Genomic DNA, 17,111 nt, shown 5'->3' on the forward strand with positions numbered 1-17,111 from the left:
AAAAAAATACAGTGGACAAGCACTGTATTTTCTTCATGTTATTATATTAAAAACTATTAATAAGGATCACCATGCAAAGAATGCCGACAATAAAGGAGTATGTCGCAAATTGTTCATTGCCATCTCCATGAGATTCCGGAATTAGCTCTTTGTAGATGATAAAAAGCATCGCACCTGCTGCAAAAGCTAAACCATATGGTACAAGAAAGGCGACAAAGCTTGTTAAATAAAAGCCAAGTAATGATGCTACTATTTCCACCGCACCAGTTGCTGTGGCAATTAAGAATGCTTTACCACGATTTATGTTTTGATTTATTAAGAAAAGAGCAACTAAAAATCCTTCTGGTGCATTTTGGAGACCGATCGCAAAGGCAATTAAATTTCCAGTCTCACTAACAGATGAAGCATAGCTAACACCAACTGATAATCCTTCTGGAATATTATGCAAGGTGATTGCTGCAATAATAAGCATAGCTTTTTCATCAAATTTAATTCCACTCTTGGTATGTTCCAAATCTATATGAGGAATGGCTCTTTCGAGTGAAGTTAAAGTAAGTACCCCAAGGAATAAACCAATGGATACCTCCAATATTCCCCCATAATTTAAAGACTCCGGAATTAAACCTAACATGGCAGCAGTCATCATAATACCGGCTGTAAAGGCTAATAATATATCTCTCCAACGATGCGTAATCGTTCTCTGAAGAAATAAGATAGGTAATGCACCTAATCCTGTAGATAAGGCAGATAATACACTTCCCAATAAAACATCTGACATATGTGATTGCTCCTTTTAAAATGGATACACTTTGCTTTAGAATCGTAATTAGAACTATTATAACTGAATTAGTTAACCTAAGGAAGAATTCACTTTAAATAGAAAGTCATTTTTACCTAATTATACGATTAGCAAAGAATAGAATGAAAAAGTCACTTGCTGTTGCAGGCTCAATAAAGTATATGAATAGGTGGTTTATTTGTTCCAACATCTTAAATGATTACATTTTAAAGCTCTCATAAATGAAACATAACAATAAATATGAGGAGTAGCTTTCTCTTTCGTTAAGCTAAACATTGCTTCAAAATGAAAACTTGTGTAAGATCATTCTATGTATACAGAAATTTTACTATTTATTGACATAAGTAAATACGAAGTTTCTTTAAAAAGTTGACTTTCTATACAACATGTTCTATTATAATGCTAATTATTTATTTTGAATTCAAGATATTTGAAAAAGGATTGAGATGAATTGGAAAAAACAAAGGGAATAGAAGAGTCTTTAAAGTTTTTCATTGTGCTTTCACGTGCCCATAGAGCATTTAACGATGTCGTTAATAAACATATATCAACATTTAAATTAAACCCTACTGAATTTGCTGTTTTAGAGCTTTTATACCACAAGGGAGATCAGCCTTTGCAGCAAATCGGTGGGAAAATTCTTTTGGCAAGTGGGAGTATCACATATGTAGTAGATAAGTTAGAGCAAAAGGGACTACTTATGAGAAAGGCATGTCCTAACGACCGAAGAGTGACACATGCTCAAATAACAGATAAGGGAAAAGAACTGATTGAAGAGATATTTCCGCCTCATCAAGAAAAAATTGATGAAATTGTAAACGTCTTATCCCATGAAGAAAAGGCATTAGTCACAGAACTTCTTAAAAAAGTTGGTTATCATGCTAATGATTTATTGAAAAATGAAAAGCATTAAGTAATTGTTTAGGTTTAAAATAAACGGGTCAATCCTATATTGGATTGACCCGTTTATTTTTTAAAAAGTTATTTTTGTTCGTATGGCAGAATTAGAATTTCTACACGTCGGTTTTTTTGACGGCCTTCATTTGTGTCATTTGTAGCAACTGGTTTATATTCACCAAATCCTTTAGCACTGAAGGCTTTAGGATCCAATTTATCATTTTCAATCAATATTTTCATAAAATTAACGGCACGCATAACACTTAAATGCCAGTTTGAATCAAATTCTGAGTTACTAATTGGTACATCATCTGTATGACCACTCACGATAATATTACGAGGTGGGTTCATGATAAGAAGCTCAGATATTCCTTTAGCGAGTTTTTCATCTTTCGCACGAATATCTGCACTTCCTGAGTCAAAAAAGATATCATTTAGTAATGTAATTAGTAAACCTTCATCAGTAAGAGTTGTACCCAACTTTGCTTGAAGGTTATTTTCCTTAATGTACGTGTTGATTTTCTCTTGTATTTTTTGTAAGTTCTCTTGTTCCATTTTTTGCTGAGCAGCTTCTAACTGTTCTTTTGATGCTTCATCTTTTTGAACATTAAGATCTTCTAACTCGCTTTCAGGAGTAGGCTTGGGTATTCTAATACACTTGTTCCTCCATCGAAAGCTGCATTTAATGATTTCGCCACTTGCTGAAATTTTTGAGCATCAACTGAACTCATCGCAAATAACACGATGAAAAGTGCCAGAACGAGAGTGAGTAAATCGGCGTAAGGGACAAGCCATGATTCATCCATATGTTCATCATGATGCTTATGCTTTTTCTTTTTAGCCATTTACACTCTCTCCTCCAGTAACAGCAGCATCTAATTTGTTTCTTTCAGTAACTGGCAAATATGTTGCTAGCTTTTGCTCGATTGCTTTTGGTGCTTGTCCTTCTAAAACAGAAAGTACCCCTTCAATCATAACCTGTTTTACTAGTGCTTCGTGCTTTGACTTCCGCTTTAATTTATTAGCAAATGGATGCCATAATACGTATCCAGTAAAAATACCCATTAATGTGGCAACGAATGCAGCACTAATTGCATGACCTAATGCATCAGTATCACTCATGTCGGAGAGGGCAGCAATTAAACCAACAACTGCTCCAAGTACTCCAAGTGTTGGTGCATACGTTCCAGCTTGTGTGAAAATAGATGCTGAACCTTGGTGTCGCTCTTCCATTGCTTCAATTTCTTCTGACATCACATCACGAATAAACTCTGCATTTTGACCATCTACTGCCATAAGTAATCCACTTTTTAAGAAAGGATCCTCAACATCAGCAAGTTTTGCTTCAAGTGCAAGTAAACCCTCTTTACGTGCAACTTGTGCCCAATCAGAGAATAAAGGGATTAGCTCCTGGATCGTAGGAGTTTTTTGTTCTTTAAAGATAATACCAAAAAGCTTAGGCACTTTTTTAATTTCACTAGTTGGGAAAGCAATAACAACAGCCGCTGCTGTACCCAAAAGAATAATTAATATTGCGGCTGGGTTAATTAAAACTGTAGGACTAACACCTTTCATAAACATCCCAACACCTACTGCGATAATCGCAAGTAATATTCCTATTAATGACGTTTTATCCATCGTAAATCACCATATTTCCTCATAATTTTCTTATCTATTATATCGGTAAGATTTATAAAAATTTTAGGTTTTGTTTAAAGAAGTTGTGAAAGAAATTTTGTAACAACTGAAAAAGAGGAGAGATGTGGGGACTTTGGTCTAAAATAATGTTGTTTATCTATAATTCAAAATAATAAAAAGCTATCAATTTTCATCGATAGCTTTTCTTAGTAGCCAGTTTTTAAATTTAACATATTTTTTTGGATTTGATAGACAATCATATCCGAAAGCTGCTCTGGCATTTTCATTTTGTTCTAATTGAGATGCTCTTTCAATCGATTGTGTTTCAAGTAGTGAATTTTGTACCTCAAATAATTGCTTTTGTGTATATTCATTCATAAACATCGTTCTCATCTCCCACAAATTCTCTTGTTGTCTTCATCATAAAGGAAGATTGTTCCAAACACTTCCGTTACAAGATGGAAAAAGAATCATAAATGTGGGTGAGAAAAAATCAGTCTTTTGACTGATAGAATTAACTTAACATCTTAGAAATACCAACATAATAAAGAGGAAGAATCGTAATGACAAGATGGCTATAGAAAAATAAACGGGAATAGTAGGTCGATTTTGTTTCAAAGGCAATAGATGCTAATAATGCCCCTAGTAAACTTGTACAACAAAACAGGCTTAATCCAAACCCATCACCAAGTCGTGCATGAAAAAGAATAAAGCCAAGAGCGGACCCATTAACTAATAAAAGAAAAAAGGAGATTAATAGGAAAAAATTCGAACTTTTTAGCATGTACAACACCTCTCATAGCATGTATATGTATGAGAAACAACAGCAATGACAGAGAAGAGAGATCACAAGAAAAAGAGTCACTTTCCCTTTGGAGAAAGTGACTCTTAATTATGAAACAATATCAAAATATGTTTCATCGTTACAAATAATAAACAATTTTGCATCGCTTGGAATAGGTTGATGAAGCTTGCTTATAATGGACATATCATTTCCGTTGGAAAGAAGAATGGCCCCTTTTGCTGACAAAGCAATGCTTGCATCTTGATACGTTTTCCACTCTGATTTTTTAGAAATAGAGTAAAGGTCATATCCCTCATGACTTGTTAGTTGGCGAATAATTTCACTAGAACCATTAAACAAAATAGACCTAGCGGCTAAGTGGGCAGCGGTGTCATTTGCGGTAATATATTCGTTCACATTTACATGGTTGAAGGCATGAATATGATTTGAATTGGACACTTCACAAATCGTATAAATATGCTGATTATGTTCTTTTTCAATTCCTTTTATCATAGAAGCAATTAATAGTGTATGTCCATCTGCCTGTGAAGCTGTTAGAACATCATCTGGTGAAAAAACCATAATAGATTTAGAACTTAATATATTAGCTTGATAAAGAACATCAATACTTGCAGGGTTTCCATTTACAAATTCAACCCGTTCGTGTTGAAGTGGGATTTTTGAAATGTTTTCATCAACAATGACAACTCGAACATGCTCAAAAGTCTTTAAAAGCTCCTCTAAAGTAATGGCGGCTTTTTTTGTCCAGTTAATTAATAAAATGTGGTTCTTCGTTGTGATTTTCAATTTTCCTTCCTCCTTTAAGCGTTTTCTGATACTAAAGAAGTCAATTACTTTACCAATGAAGATACTCATTAAGCCAATTCCTACAATGTACAGAAACATAGCGAAAATTTTTCCGTTTACAGTTGTAGGTGAAACATCACCATAACCAACTGTTGCAACAGTCGTCATTGTCCACCATAATCCTTCGAAAGGGCTTGTAAAAGTTTCTGGTTCAATATAATAAACAATATAGCTGCTTGCTAATATTAACGATAATGTTGCAAAAATAAGTATCCAGTTGTTCATATGTATGACTTTCATAAAGAATCGAATTAAAAACACAGGGAACACTCCTTTCGCTTAGTCTAAAACAATCAGTCATAAGAAAATCTTAACATATTTAAGTATATATATAATATGAAATTGGTTATCTATTGGAAAAAAAGATACGGGACAGTCCTTGTATGGACTGTCCCGTATCCTTTTAATTAACTGCAATCTTATTGTCAACAACATCTATATCGATTTGTGTTATATTTTCTTGATCTAAAAGAAGATCAGTTATTTGATCTTCTACATGCTCTTGTATGGCACGGCGAAGTGGGCGGGCACCAAAGGAGGGGTGATAGCCTAGTGCAGCAAGTTTTTCTTTTGCTTCATTAGTAACAGTAATCGAGATATTTTGTTCTGCTAATGTTTCAGCTAGCTCTTTTATCATTAATGTAACAATTTTTAAGAGATCTTCTTTTTCAAGGGAAGAAAACTCAATGATATTATCAAATCTATTAAGAAATTCTGGTTTAAAGAATGAACCAAGTGATTGTAATAGTTGACTTTCTTCTACAGCTGTGTTTGATGATGTTTCAAATCCAACGGTTATACGTTTTTCACCTACGCCTGCATTACTTGTCATAATAATAACAGTATCCTTAAAGCTGACAGTACGACCTTGACTATCTGTTAATCTGCCATCCTCTAAGATCTGTAGGAACAAGTGTTGCACATCTGGATGAGCTTTCTCAATTTCATCTAATAGAATGATACTATAAGGATTGCGGCGAACTTTTTCAGTTAGTTGACCGGCTTCATCATGCCCTACATAACCTGGAGGGGAGCCAATAATTTTTGAAACAGCATGTTTCTCCATATACTCACTCATATCTAGGCGTATCATTGCGTCTTTTGAGCCAAAAAGTTCTTCTGCTAATGACTTTGTTAATTCTGTTTTACCAACACCGGTTGGTCCAACGAATAAGAAGGAACCAATTGGTCGAGCCTTGGATTTAAGACCAGCACGACTTCTTCGGATTGCTTTTGATACCTTACGAACAGCATCTTCTTGTCCAATGACTTTTTCTGTAAGACTTTTCTCTAAATGCTTCATTTTTGATTGCTCATGACTTTGAAGCTTTCCAACTGGAATTCCTGTTTTCTTTGCTATAATGGATTGAATGTCCTCTATAGAAACAACAAGCTTTTCATTTGTTGATTTTTCACTATTTAACTGCGATTCAAGATGAGCTTCTTCATCTCTTAATTTAGCAGCTAATTCGTAGTCTTCGTTTTTAGTAGCTTCTTGTTTTTTTAGTGAAATATGTTTTAGACGTTCTTTTATCTCTTCATCACTTTCATTTTTTAACATTAAGTTCTTTTTAGAACCAGCTTCATCCAACAAATCGATTGCTTTATCAGGAAGATATCGGTCTTGAATATAACGATGTGAAAGGGAAACGCAGGCTTCAATAGCTTCATCAGAATAAGATACATGATGATATTGCTCGTACTTATCTTGAATACCTTTTAAGATTTCAATCGCTTTATCAATTGTTGGTTCATGAACCATTACTGGCTGAAAGCGTCGCTCAAGTGCAGCATCTTTTTCAATTTTTCTATATTCTTTTAATGTTGTAGCACCTACAACTTGTAGCTCTCCTCTTGCCAGAGCTGGTTTTAGGATATTACCTGCATCCATTGACCCCTCTGCTGAACCAGCCCCAACAAGCTGATGAATTTCATCTATGAATAATATAATGTTTTTACGATTTTGTAGCTCTTCTATAATCTTCTTCATTCGTTCTTCAAATTGACCTCTAATCCCTGTATTTGCAACAAGTGATGCTACATCTAAGAGATAAACCTCTTTATTTGTAAGTTTTGCTGGAACAGATCCGTTTGCAATCTTCAAAGCAAGACCTTCCACGACAGCTGTTTTACCTACGCCTGGTTCTCCAATTAACACGGGATTATTTTTGTTTCGGCGGTTTAAGATTTCAATCATTCGCTCAACTTCTTCATCACGGCCAATCACAGGATCGATTAAGCCTGCTCGTGCAGCATGAGTTAAATTACGGCCAAGTTGGTCAAGAATTCCACCACCGCTGGATTGAGTTTTTGGTTGAGCGTTTTCCGCTGATGATCCTTGTTGTTGAAATTCTTTCATAAATTGTTCAAATGGAAACGAAGGAAATCCCCCTGCAAATCCTGAAGGGATAGCTTGTTTATACATTGAATAGCAGTCTTTACATAATGTTAGTTGCTTATGTTGATTATTTATTTGAACGTTTAAATGAACTGTAGCTTGCTTTGATTGACAATTTTCACACATCATCTTTAAAACTCCTTTTCATTAATAATTTATATAGAAAAGATTTCTGTGAAAGAGTTTGATCTTTATTGACCAATAGGATAAAAAGAAAGAGGTCTTATGTTTGACCTTCTTTGATCATAGTATACTTTGACCTTTTTTGACTTTCAAGTGTTTTGCCTGAATTTCTGAAATGGGATTTCTTTACAGGAATTTTAAAAGAGGTTATGAAAATGAAGTGAATCATCTCTATTTACGCTCATATAATGATACAAGCTGTTTAACTATAGTGAGGTGTAAAGGATGAGGAGATCTTGGATTGCCTCGTTTCAAGTCGCTGCTGTTTATGTAGGAACAGTAGTAGGAGCTGGATTTGCGACTGGACGAGAAATAGTTGAGTTTTTTACAAAATACGGTATTTTTGGACTTGCAGGTATTTTATTAGTGGGTTTTATTTTTGTTTATATTGGGACGAAAATGCTCATCCTATCAAAGCGAATTAACGCAGCTTCTTATCAAGATTTAATGATCTTTTTATTTGGTAAGAAAATAGGAAGATTTATAAATATTTTTATGCTCATCATATTATTAGGATTAACCTCTATCATGTTGTCAGGTGCAGGAGCAATATTTAAAGAACAGCTTGGTCTTTCTGTAAGGTTAGGTGTTATTATTACGATTTTATTAACAATAGCTGTTATGTTTTTTGGAATTAAGGGGTTATTTAGTGTAAATATCATCGTAGTACCGATGCTGATTCTATTTAGTACAATTCTAGCTGTTCAATCTTTCTCTATTGAAGCTTTAAGTGTAATGCCCGATAAAACATCTGCCACGTTTAAATGGATTCTTTCTGCTGTTTCTTATGCAGCCTTTAATTTAACAATGGCTGCAGCTGTTTTAGTGCCTTTAGCAAATGAAATTCAAGATGAGAAAGTCTTGAAACGGGGAGGAATCCTTGGGGGAGTCTTTTTAACCGCAATCCTAATTAGCAGTCATATTGCTCTTTCGACTCTTCCTAACGTTATGGATTATGACATACCGATGGCCGAGGTAATGAAAACAACTTTTTATGCCATTTATTTTATTTACATAGCTGTTATATATGGTGAAGTTTTTACCTCAGTTATAGGCAATTTATATGGTTTAGAAAGACAAGTAGCATCGTTTCTCAATATACCTAGTATGATTATTGTTTGCTCTATACTATGTGTAGCCGCTTTTATAAGTAAATTTGGGTATAGTTCATTAATTTCTACATTATATCCGATCTTTGGTTATGTTTGTTTAGGAGTACTTCTGTTATTAATGATTAAAAGAGTTCCTGAGTAACTGTGCAAATTTAACGACCGTGTTAGATGCTTGTATTGTTAAGCTATTTCAACACGGTCGTTAATGCTTTATACTAATAGGACAAGTTGTGCAAAGTGGAGGGCGAATATGGAACGAATTGCAATTATCTCGGATATTCATGGAAATATTCCTGCGTTAGATGCAGTTTTAGATGACATAAAACAAAAAAAGATTCAACGTATTTTTTGTTTAGGAGATTTAGTTGGAAAAGGACCTGATTCTTATAAAGTTATTCAGAAAATAAGACAAAGCTGTGAAAAAGTTATAAAAGGGAATTGGGATGACTTCATTACAAAGGAAACTGAATTTGAATCATTGAAGTGGCATCAACATCAATTAACAGCGGATCAAAATCTTTATTTGGAGTCATTGCCTTTTTCTTATGATTTTTATATGAGCGGAAAACTGATCCGATTATTTCATGCTTCACCACATAGCGTCTATACAAGAGTCCAGCCTTGGGATTCAATTGAGACACGATTAGGTATGTTTACTAATACGGATTACACCGGATTAAGCACTTATCAACCGGATGTTGTTGGTTATGGTGATGTTCATCATGCTTTTATTCAACATATAGATGGGAAAACACTATTTAATACAGGAAGTGTAGGCAATCCTTTAGACCTCACTCAGGCTTCTTATACGATCGTCGAAGGGGAATATGATTCTAAAAGGGAAGCGGCTTTAATATCACCTTTGTACGAGTACCATATAATATTGAAAGAGCTATCCAATTAGCTAAAGATGCAGAAATGCCTGACCTAGAGCCATACATACAAGAGTTAACAACAGCAAAGTACAGAGGTTTAAACAATTAGATAGAGGTACTTTTATAAAAGCAATCAAAACAATCTTGATTGCTTTTTTATATGTAAGGTCTAGTAAAATTTATAGGTGTCCTGGCAGGTTTTATTGAAAGAGGTTTTGAAAAAAATATGTAAATCCTGGTAAATTTTTAAATATGCTCATTTACGGTCAAATAATGTTGTTTTTCATTGAAAAAGGTATTATTAAACGAATTATCACATATTTATTAAGAAAATCACCAAAGTGTTACGTTTGACTGTATTGTTTCTTTCGTATTATGATAACTTTAACTAAAACTGTGGGGTGATAATATGGGGCAGTGTTAAAAATAAATAGTATTGTTATCGCATCCCTTATTGTACTCCAAGCGGACGCCGATAATAAGAATAGATGTATATAGGTTTTGTGTTAGACTTAACTCTCAGGAGGTGACTCCTTTTCCGTTTTTTTACGGAGAAAGGAAGCTTATTTGGACATAGTAAATTTGTTGCTTGTTGCAATTTTAATCGCTCTTACGGGTTTTTTCGTTGCTTCTGAATTTGCGATCATTAGAATTAGGAGCTCTCGTATTGACCAATTAATTGCAGAAGGAAACAAAAAGGCAAGTGCCGCGAAGAAAGTCATTAATAACCTTGATGAATATCTATCGGCTTGTCAATTAGGAATAACCATTACTGCTCTTGGGTTAGGTTGGTTAGGTGAACCAACCATAGAACACATGTTAAAACCAGTGTTTCAGCAGTATGATCTACCTTCATCCGTGTCAACAGTGTTATCATTTTCAATTGCGTTTGTGACGATTACATTTTTGCATGTTGTTGTAGGTGAATTAGCTCCAAAAACAGTAGCCATCCAAAAGGCTGAAGCTGTTAGTTTATGGTTTTCTAAGCCATTAATGGCATTCTATATTATAATGTACCCATTTATTTGGGCTTTAAACGGATCTGCTCGATTTATTACAGGATTATTTGGTTTTAAGCCTGTATCGGAACATGAAATGGCGCATAGTGAAGAAGAGCTTAGAATCATTCTTTCTGAAAGTTTTAAAAGTGGTGAAATTAATCAATCTGAATTTAAGTATGTGAATAAAATATTTGAATTTGATAACCGAATTGCGAAGGAAATAATGGTGCCTCGAACGGAGATTGTTTCGTTATCGATTGATGCTACAATTCAAGAGCAATTAGAAATTATTAAGGACGAAAAATATACACGATATCCAATTGTAGATGGTGATAAAGATCATATCGTTGGAATTGTAAATATTAAAGAAATATTCACTGACTTAATACACTTTGAAAATCAAAAAACGTTTACAATTGATAAATATGTAAGACCGATTATTCAGGTGATCGAATCAATACCTATCCATGAATTGTTGCTTAAAATGCAAAGAGAAAGAATTCATATGGCCATATTAATTGATGAATATGGTGGTACAGCCGGCTTGTCACGGTTGAGGATATTCTAGAAGAAATTGTTGGAGAAATACGTGATGAATTCGATGCTGACGAAGTTCCGCTTGTTCAAAAATTAAATGATACAAAATATATCATTGATGGCAAAGTATTAGTAAGCGAAATAAATGAGCTATTAGGTCTTGATATCGATGATTCTGATGTTGATACAATTGGTGGTTGGGTACTTACAGAACAATATGACATCAAAAAAGGTGACTATATTGAATTTGGATCACATATGTTTAAAGTACATGACATGGAAAACCATCACATTCGTTCGCTAGAAATAACAAAGATTCCACAGGTTTTACCAAATCCAGCGTTGCTTGATAAAGAAGTAGCCACTTCATAATAGAAGAACCTACAAAAAATGTAGGTTCTTTTTGTTATTTAAGATTATTAGCCTCTTATACCAAGAAATGACTTTTGATATAAGATTGTTTAAGAATGAAAGTTCTCTTTAAGGTAAAAATATTAAAAGCTTCTGAAATGAGGCTAATACGCTAAAAAGGGGTTTTTGGTATGACACAATCAAAATCACAAAAGAAACGTCAATGGACGGTTCGAAAACAATCTCAAAATCCTCATGGTAAAGTAAAATCCTTTGACCAGCTTTTAGAAGAAGCAGGTAAAAAAGAATAAAATAAGAAAGGTGGGTGAGTGTTCACCTCACCTTTCTTTGAGAAGTAATTCTTGTATTTTCTTTTGTTTATTACATTCTTTTGCTATCGATTTTAATAGCTTATTTAAAAAATCCCGATCTTTTGACAACCACTTTACTTCGTTTAATCCTTCCACAATATAAAAGGAAAAATCCCAAACAGAGTTTCTGATGTATTGGGTATTTCCTTGTGCAATAAACGAAAGGGCTTTTAATATTGAAGCCATAACAGAAACATCTTCTCTGGCATAATAACGAATTTGATAAAAGCATTCATATAGATAGTCATCAAAAGATGGCTTTTCAAAGATCAGACGCAATTGGTGATGTTCATCATAATGAAAAGGTGTGGCTAAATGTTTCTTTCCTAATAGTGACAAGATTTTTGCTAAATGATTGATACTATTTATCGCTGTATAAGGATCGTTGATTCCTGGTGAAACAGCTCTTAGTGCGATTTCAACTAATTTTTGTAAACCAAAATGAACATCCTGAACAGGCTCTTGATCGGATGAAATTGTTATAAAAGTTGAATACATTTTTGATTTTGAGACATCTCTAAGGCCCCAGATTGAAAAAAGAACGGTATCTTCATCAACATACTTACCAAGATCTTGTTCTAGCTTTATAATTAAATCATCTTTTGATGCTTGAGAAATTATTTTTTCAAGTTCAATATACTCAATATATCCCGAACGCTTGCTGTAAAGAGAGTAAGGCTTAACTGTTTGAATTTCATCATATTCCCAATTCTCCCATGGTGGGTCCTCCCTAAATTCCTGTTCATCAACAAAATGCTTATGAATAGATGTAATTGTTTTTTTCGTGATATTGAAAATTAAGTTACTTACTTTTATCCATGTTGTAACATGATGAATAAAAAAGACAAACATTCCCAAGCAAATGATTGACACGAATATGGCTAGTGTTGGAACAATAAAAAGTGTACTGTTATCATTTTTTCGTACTAATAATAATAAAATAATTGTATAGATAAAACCTCCAATAAAAATTCCGAGTACACGCTGTGTATGATGATCTGTAATAAAATTTTGTAATGTCCTGGGAGAAAACTGTGATAAATAGGTTGTTAGGACTACAAGAATTGATGAAAATGTAATAGTTGTCATCGTTAGTAAGGAAGTTGCTAAAGAACTTAATATTGTTTGTGAAAGGTTCATATCAGATAGAAAAAGATCTGGAATTTTTGTATAAAAAGGTTGATTCATCAGATAACGATCTAAAAACATGCTTAGTACGGCCAAAATAAAAGCAAATATTCCATATACTGTTGGCAAATACCAAAAGCTGGATCGAACCCGAATAATGAGTTGTTTTAGTGACAAAAGAAAGTTTCCCAATCAATAAATCCATTGCAAATTGAATTTATTCGTGATATATTTTCTAAGTTGAAAATTTAACAGTAAATCCGATTTTAGACGTAAAGAAATCGGGAGAGGTTCTAGCACAACCCTCTATAAAAAACTATGATATCTTTGATATAAAGTTTTATATAGAACAATGCTGGACACCTCGAATTTTTTATTCGAAGGTGTTTTTTGTTTACCATATTACAAATAACGAACATATAGATTTTTTAAGTTTGTGTTATTTACCAATTGTTATTCATAGGAAAGGAACGGTTAGAATGAAAAATGAAAAAGCAGTCGTTGTTTTCAGTGGCGGACAAGATAGTACAACATGCTTATTTTGGGCGTTAAAGCAATTCAAGGAAGTAGTGGCTGTAACATTTAATTATAATCAACGCCACAGCTTAGAAATTGAGGTTGCAAAATCTATTGCTGAGGAACTTCATGTTAAGCATCATATTTTAGATATGCATTTACTAAATCAGCTAGCACCTAATGCGTTAACAAGAACGGATATTGAAATTGAACAAAAAGATAGTGAGCTACCATCTACTTTTGTACCAGGTCGTAATCTACTATTTTTATCGTTTGCAACAATTTTGGCAAATCAAATAGGTGCAAAACATATTGTAACAGGTGTGTGTGAAACTGATTTTAGCGGTTACCCAGATTGTCGAGATGCATTTGTTAAATCATGTAATGTAACGTTAAACCTAGCACTGGATAAACCATTTGTTATTCATACACCGCTAATGTGGATTAATAAAGCGGAAACTTGGAAATTGGCTGACGAGCTTGGGGCGTTAGATTTTGTTCGAGAAAAAACATTAACATGCTATAACGGTTTGATAGCAGAAGGCTGTGGTGAGTGTCCAGCTTGTGAGTTAAGAAGAAAGGGACTTGAGGAATATCTAGTTGAAAAAGGAGTGAGTGTTAAATGATTCAGCAGATTTATCCGCAGGTTCAGCATTCATATCAATTTGAGTTAAACAAAGATATGCATATAGCAGCAGCACATTATATCCCTCATGAAGATGCTGGGAAATGTCAGAAGGTACATGGACACACATATTTTGTCAATATTACAATTGCTGGTGATAAACTTGATGAATCAGGTTTTCTTGTGAATTTTGCTTCATTAAAGAAACTTATTCATAACCGCTTTGATCATTCGCTATTAAACGATCATACTGATCTTTTTTCAGAGGAAGACTCTAATTATTTTCCGACGACTGAAGGAGTAGCCAGAGCCATTTATGAAGTAATTCAAAATGAGCTTGATACAAAAGCGAATAAACCAAAATGTGTTCAAGTTTTTGTAAGAGAAACACCTACAAGTTATGTTGTGTTCCGTCCTAAGCGCAAGGAGGGATAAGAATGAAGAAAGTTCCCGTATTAGAAATTTTTGGTCCAACCATACAAGGTGAGGGGATGGTCATAGGTCAAAAAACAATGTTTGTTCGAACAGCTGGCTGTGATTATTCATGTAGTTGGTGTGATTCAGCTTTTACATGGGATGGATCGGCTAAAGATGATATCAGACAAATGACAGCTGCTGATATTTGGACGGAACTAGTTGAAGTAGGCCAAGACCGGTTTTCGCATGTGACGATATCAGGAGGAAATCCAGCTTTGCTTGGAAATCTTCGAGAGCTTATCTTTTTGTTGAAGGAGAAAGGGATAAAAATAGCTATTGAAACTCAAGGTAGTAAATACCAAGAGTGGCTGAAGGATATCGATGATTTAACCATTTCTCCAAAGCCACCTAGCTCTGGAATGAAAACAGACTTTGAAAAACTAGACTTTATTATTACTGAATTAGATAGATTAGAAAGATCTCATTGTATTAGTTTAAAAGTTGTTATCTTTAATAAAGAAGACATTCAGTATGCTAAAAATGTTCATCTTCGCTATCCAAACCTTCCATTTTATCTTCAAGTAGGAAATGATGATGTACTTGGAGGAGATACGGAAAAGCTTGTGCAGAACCTCTTAGGAAAATATGAGTGGCTAATTGATCAAGTGATAGATGATAAAGACCTAAATTCTGTGCGAGTGTTGCCGCAGCTTCATACGCTGGTCTGGGGAAATAAACGAGGTGTTTAATGTTGAAAGAGAGGGAAATTATTATGGCTGGAAGAAAAAGCGATGAATTAAATGATGTTACGTTACTTGGGAATCAAGGAGTAAACTATTTGTTTGAATATTCTCCACAAATTTTAGAAACTTTTGATAATAAGCATCCGAATCGCGATTACTTTGTAAAGTTTAATTGTCCGGAGTTTACTTCATTATGTCCGATTACGAATCAACCTGATTTTGCCACAATATATATTAGCTATATTCCTGATATAAAAATGGTTGAAAGCAAATCTCTGAAATTATATTTATTTAGCTTTAGAAACCATGGTGATTTTCACGAAGATTGTATGAATATTATTATGAATGATTTAATTGAGTTAATGGATCCACGATATATCGAAGTATGGGGTAAGTTTACACCACGTGGTGGGATTTCAATTGATCCTTATACGAATTATGGTAAGCCTGGTACAAAGTATGAGAAAATGGCTGAATACCGTATGATGAATCATGATCTATATCCAGAAACAGTTGATAATCGATAGATTTTTGGTTTAATAAGGTGTGTCCTATGGACATGCCTTTTTCATTATTTATGTAATAAAAGTTACTGCTTGATTAAGAAGAGGAAAAGTGTAATAGTCATGAGAGGATGGTTATTTATACTGAGGGTTTGTTTCATTATTTAGATTGTGTAATACATACCGATAAATTCAATATTTAACTCTTTTCCAAGGACTTCTGTAAGTAATTTAAGTTCTGCCATTGCTTCTAAAATATGGTTAGCATTAATGGTTAGTTCTTTTGAGTCGATAGCAAATACAAATTTCTTCATTTTATCGTCCCCTTTCACTTCTTTTCATTATAATATGTTAGAAAATCTCACAGTTATAGAGATATGTAAGAGAATCTGACAATGTTTATTATAAGAAACAGCGCATTTAGCGCTATTTCTTATTTACATCTTTGCCTATGTTTTTAACAGCATCAGTTATCGCATTAGACACTTGGTCAACTGTTTCCATCATTCCACCGTGAAGCTGACCATCAGCACCAAGCTCATTCTTTTTCTTTTCTGAATCAATTGGATTAGAGATTCTCGCCATATTAACACCTCCTATTTCTTATGATGTGTATTGAATGTGTATTTAATCTAAATAATTTCCATAATAGTGAAATATGATAGAACTAAGGTGAATGGAAGGAGGTTTCGGTTATGCAATTTGATGAAGCGGCGAAGCTACGAAAAGAATGGATGGATAAAGGTGAACCAGCTTGTCAACATCCTGAACTTGAGCAACGGTACCTAGGACAGTATGCAGGTGATTACGCATGTATCGTTTGTGGTGAAACATTTATATCACCACCACTAAAAGTTCAAAGTAGTGAAGATAAAAAATAAAAGGTAAAGCGCGAAGAAATCGGTTTCTTCGCGCTTTACCTTTTATTAAGAAAAAGAGTCTTTAATGATTTTATAGTTTTTATGATTTACAACAGTGCGTCTATCAAGATCTAAGTCTTTAAAATTTTCCATATATGTTAAATCAACAATGACGGAATTTTCATTTACTTTTTCAACAACACCTGTTAAACCATCCCTGAATTCTATGATACTACCTACTTTAGCGATCTTCATTGCCTCGCTCCTTTACATATTCTTCTATGATTAGTTTTATTTACTAATCTTTCTCGTATACGCTTACGCCTTGAGCTTAGGCGCAATTTAAATTTATAAATATTCTCTATTAGAATTATTTAACACTATTTTTGTTAGTAAGTAAAGCCTTTCTACTAAATTTGTTAAATAATTTACAAAACATGGAAGTGTTTTTTAGTGAAATGCAAATTATAATGCTAAGTCAATGATGGAATAGGAAGATTCATGGT

Annotated in this window: 18 protein-coding genes, 3 pseudogenes and 1 riboswitch; of the genes and pseudogenes, 10 read left to right on the forward strand and 11 right to left on the reverse strand. The window is 33.8% G+C overall.

The features are described 5' to 3' along the window. Positions 1–46 precede the first annotated feature (46 nt). Positions 47–778 (reverse strand): ZIP family metal transporter, encoded by a 732-nt coding sequence (locus tag MVE64_RS21850; RefSeq protein ID WP_247341277.1) that lies wholly within the window; start codon positions 776–778, stop codon positions 47–49. A 472-nt stretch (positions 779–1,250) separates the two neighbouring features. Here MVE64_RS21850 and MVE64_RS21855 point away from each other — a divergent pair, with 472 nt between their 5' ends. Continuing rightward, complete coding sequence (locus tag MVE64_RS21855) at positions 1,251–1,712, forward strand: MarR family winged helix-turn-helix transcriptional regulator (protein WP_247341279.1); 462 nt, start codon at positions 1,251–1,253, stop codon at positions 1,710–1,712. 68 nt (positions 1,713–1,780) lie between these two features. Here MVE64_RS21855 and motB read toward each other — a convergent pair. The 6 genes and pseudogenes from motB to MVE64_RS21885 all read right to left on the reverse strand — a co-directional run bounded on the left by motB (position 1,781) and on the right by MVE64_RS21885 (position 7,512). After that, positions 1,781–2,541 (reverse strand): annotated as a pseudogene (gene motB / locus MVE64_RS21860) (flagellar motor protein MotB). Further along, the gene (motA, locus tag MVE64_RS21865) at positions 2,534–3,334 is read right to left on the reverse strand and encodes a flagellar motor stator protein MotA (RefSeq protein ID WP_121661118.1); all 801 of its coding nucleotides are present in this window, start codon (positions 3,332–3,334) and stop codon (positions 2,534–2,536) included. The pseudogene motB and the gene motA overlap by 8 nt, the downstream one beginning before the upstream one ends. Before the next feature lie 183 nt (positions 3,335–3,517). Beyond that, a complete protein-coding gene (locus MVE64_RS21870; protein ID WP_247341280.1) occupies positions 3,518–3,718 on the reverse strand; it encodes a hypothetical protein in 201 nt (66 codons plus the stop codon). A 130-nt stretch (positions 3,719–3,848) separates the two neighbouring features. Continuing rightward, positions 3,849–4,118, reverse strand: a complete 270-nt coding sequence (locus tag MVE64_RS21875) for a hypothetical protein (protein ID WP_247341282.1) — start codon at positions 4,116–4,118, stop codon at positions 3,849–3,851. 108 nt (positions 4,119–4,226) lie between these two features. After that, entirely contained in the window at positions 4,227–5,246 is a 1,020-nt protein-coding gene (locus MVE64_RS21880; protein WP_247341284.1) for a potassium channel family protein, read from the reverse strand. Positions 5,247–5,388: 142 nt separating this feature from the next. Continuing rightward, positions 5,389–7,512: an ATP-dependent Clp protease ATP-binding subunit gene (locus tag MVE64_RS21885; protein WP_247341286.1), complete on the reverse strand. Its 2,124-nt coding sequence runs from the start codon at positions 7,510–7,512 to the stop codon at positions 5,389–5,391. A gap of 279 nt (positions 7,513–7,791) precedes the next feature. Between MVE64_RS21885 and MVE64_RS21890 the strand changes: the two genes are divergently transcribed. The 4 genes and pseudogenes from MVE64_RS21890 (at position 7,792) to MVE64_RS21905 (ending at position 11,753) form a co-directional block, all read left to right on the forward strand. Further along, entirely contained in the window at positions 7,792–8,820 is a 1,029-nt protein-coding gene (locus tag MVE64_RS21890) for a YkvI family membrane protein (protein WP_247341288.1), read from the forward strand. Positions 8,821–8,928: 108 nt separating this feature from the next. After that, positions 8,929–9,662, forward strand: a pseudogene (locus tag MVE64_RS21895) (metallophosphoesterase family protein). A 458-nt stretch (positions 9,663–10,120) separates the two neighbouring features. After that, positions 10,121–11,463, forward strand: a pseudogene (locus MVE64_RS21900) (hemolysin family protein). Positions 11,464–11,633: 170 nt separating this feature from the next. Next, on the forward strand, positions 11,634–11,753 hold the full coding sequence (locus MVE64_RS21905) for a DUF6254 family protein (RefSeq protein ID WP_247341290.1): 120 nt from the start codon (positions 11,634–11,636) through the stop codon (positions 11,751–11,753). A 27-nt stretch (positions 11,754–11,780) separates the two neighbouring features. On the opposite strand, the gene MVE64_RS21910 is transcribed toward MVE64_RS21905, so the two are convergent. After that, positions 11,781–13,118 carry a DUF2254 domain-containing protein gene (locus tag MVE64_RS21910; RefSeq protein ID WP_247341292.1) on the reverse strand — a complete coding sequence of 446 codons (1,338 nt, stop codon included), beginning with the start codon at positions 13,116–13,118 and terminating at the stop codon, positions 11,781–11,783. Between the two features lie 104 nt (positions 13,119–13,222). Then, positions 13,223–13,267: riboswitch (PreQ1 riboswitch) on the forward strand. 153 nt (positions 13,268–13,420) lie between these two features. Here MVE64_RS21910 and queC point away from each other — a divergent pair. The 4 genes from queC to queF are packed head-to-tail and all read left to right on the forward strand — an operon-like array spanning position 13,421 to position 15,769. Continuing rightward, positions 13,421–14,083 carry a 7-cyano-7-deazaguanine synthase QueC gene (queC, locus tag MVE64_RS21915; protein ID WP_247341294.1) on the forward strand — a complete coding sequence of 221 codons (663 nt, stop codon included), beginning with the start codon at positions 13,421–13,423 and terminating at the stop codon, positions 14,081–14,083. After that, a complete protein-coding gene (queD, locus tag MVE64_RS21920) occupies positions 14,080–14,517 on the forward strand; it encodes a 6-carboxytetrahydropterin synthase QueD (protein WP_247341296.1) in 438 nt (145 codons plus the stop codon). The genes queC and queD overlap by 4 nt, the downstream gene beginning before the upstream one ends. 2 nt (positions 14,518–14,519) lie before the next feature. Further along, complete coding sequence (gene queE / locus MVE64_RS21925; protein ID WP_247341298.1) at positions 14,520–15,248, forward strand: 7-carboxy-7-deazaguanine synthase QueE; 729 nt, start codon at positions 14,520–14,522, stop codon at positions 15,246–15,248. A gap of 23 nt (positions 15,249–15,271) precedes the next feature. Next, the gene (gene queF, locus MVE64_RS21930; RefSeq protein WP_121664916.1) at positions 15,272–15,769 is read left to right on the forward strand and encodes a preQ(1) synthase; all 498 of its coding nucleotides are present in this window, start codon (positions 15,272–15,274) and stop codon (positions 15,767–15,769) included. Between the two features lie 140 nt (positions 15,770–15,909). On the opposite strand, the gene MVE64_RS21935 is transcribed toward queF, so the two are convergent. After that, a complete protein-coding gene (locus MVE64_RS21935; RefSeq protein WP_247341300.1) occupies positions 15,910–16,059 on the reverse strand; it encodes a hypothetical protein in 150 nt (49 codons plus the stop codon). A gap of 112 nt (positions 16,060–16,171) precedes the next feature. Then, positions 16,172–16,330, reverse strand: a complete 159-nt coding sequence (locus MVE64_RS21940) for a hypothetical protein (protein WP_247341302.1) — start codon at positions 16,328–16,330, stop codon at positions 16,172–16,174. Between the two features lie 110 nt (positions 16,331–16,440). Here MVE64_RS21940 and MVE64_RS21945 point away from each other — a divergent pair, with 110 nt between their 5' ends. Next, positions 16,441–16,626: a hypothetical protein gene (locus MVE64_RS21945; RefSeq protein ID WP_247341304.1), complete on the forward strand. Its 186-nt coding sequence runs from the start codon at positions 16,441–16,443 to the stop codon at positions 16,624–16,626. Positions 16,627–16,671: 45 nt separating this feature from the next. Here the strand turns inward: MVE64_RS21945 and MVE64_RS21950 are convergent, their stop codons facing one another. Next, positions 16,672–16,860 (reverse strand): YkvS family protein, encoded by a 189-nt coding sequence (locus MVE64_RS21950; protein ID WP_098795940.1) that lies wholly within the window; start codon positions 16,858–16,860, stop codon positions 16,672–16,674. Positions 16,861–17,111 lie beyond the last annotated feature (251 nt).

Source organism: Metabacillus endolithicus (assembly GCF_023078335.1).
GTDB lineage: Bacteria > Bacillota > Bacilli > Bacillales > Bacillaceae > Metabacillus > Metabacillus endolithicus.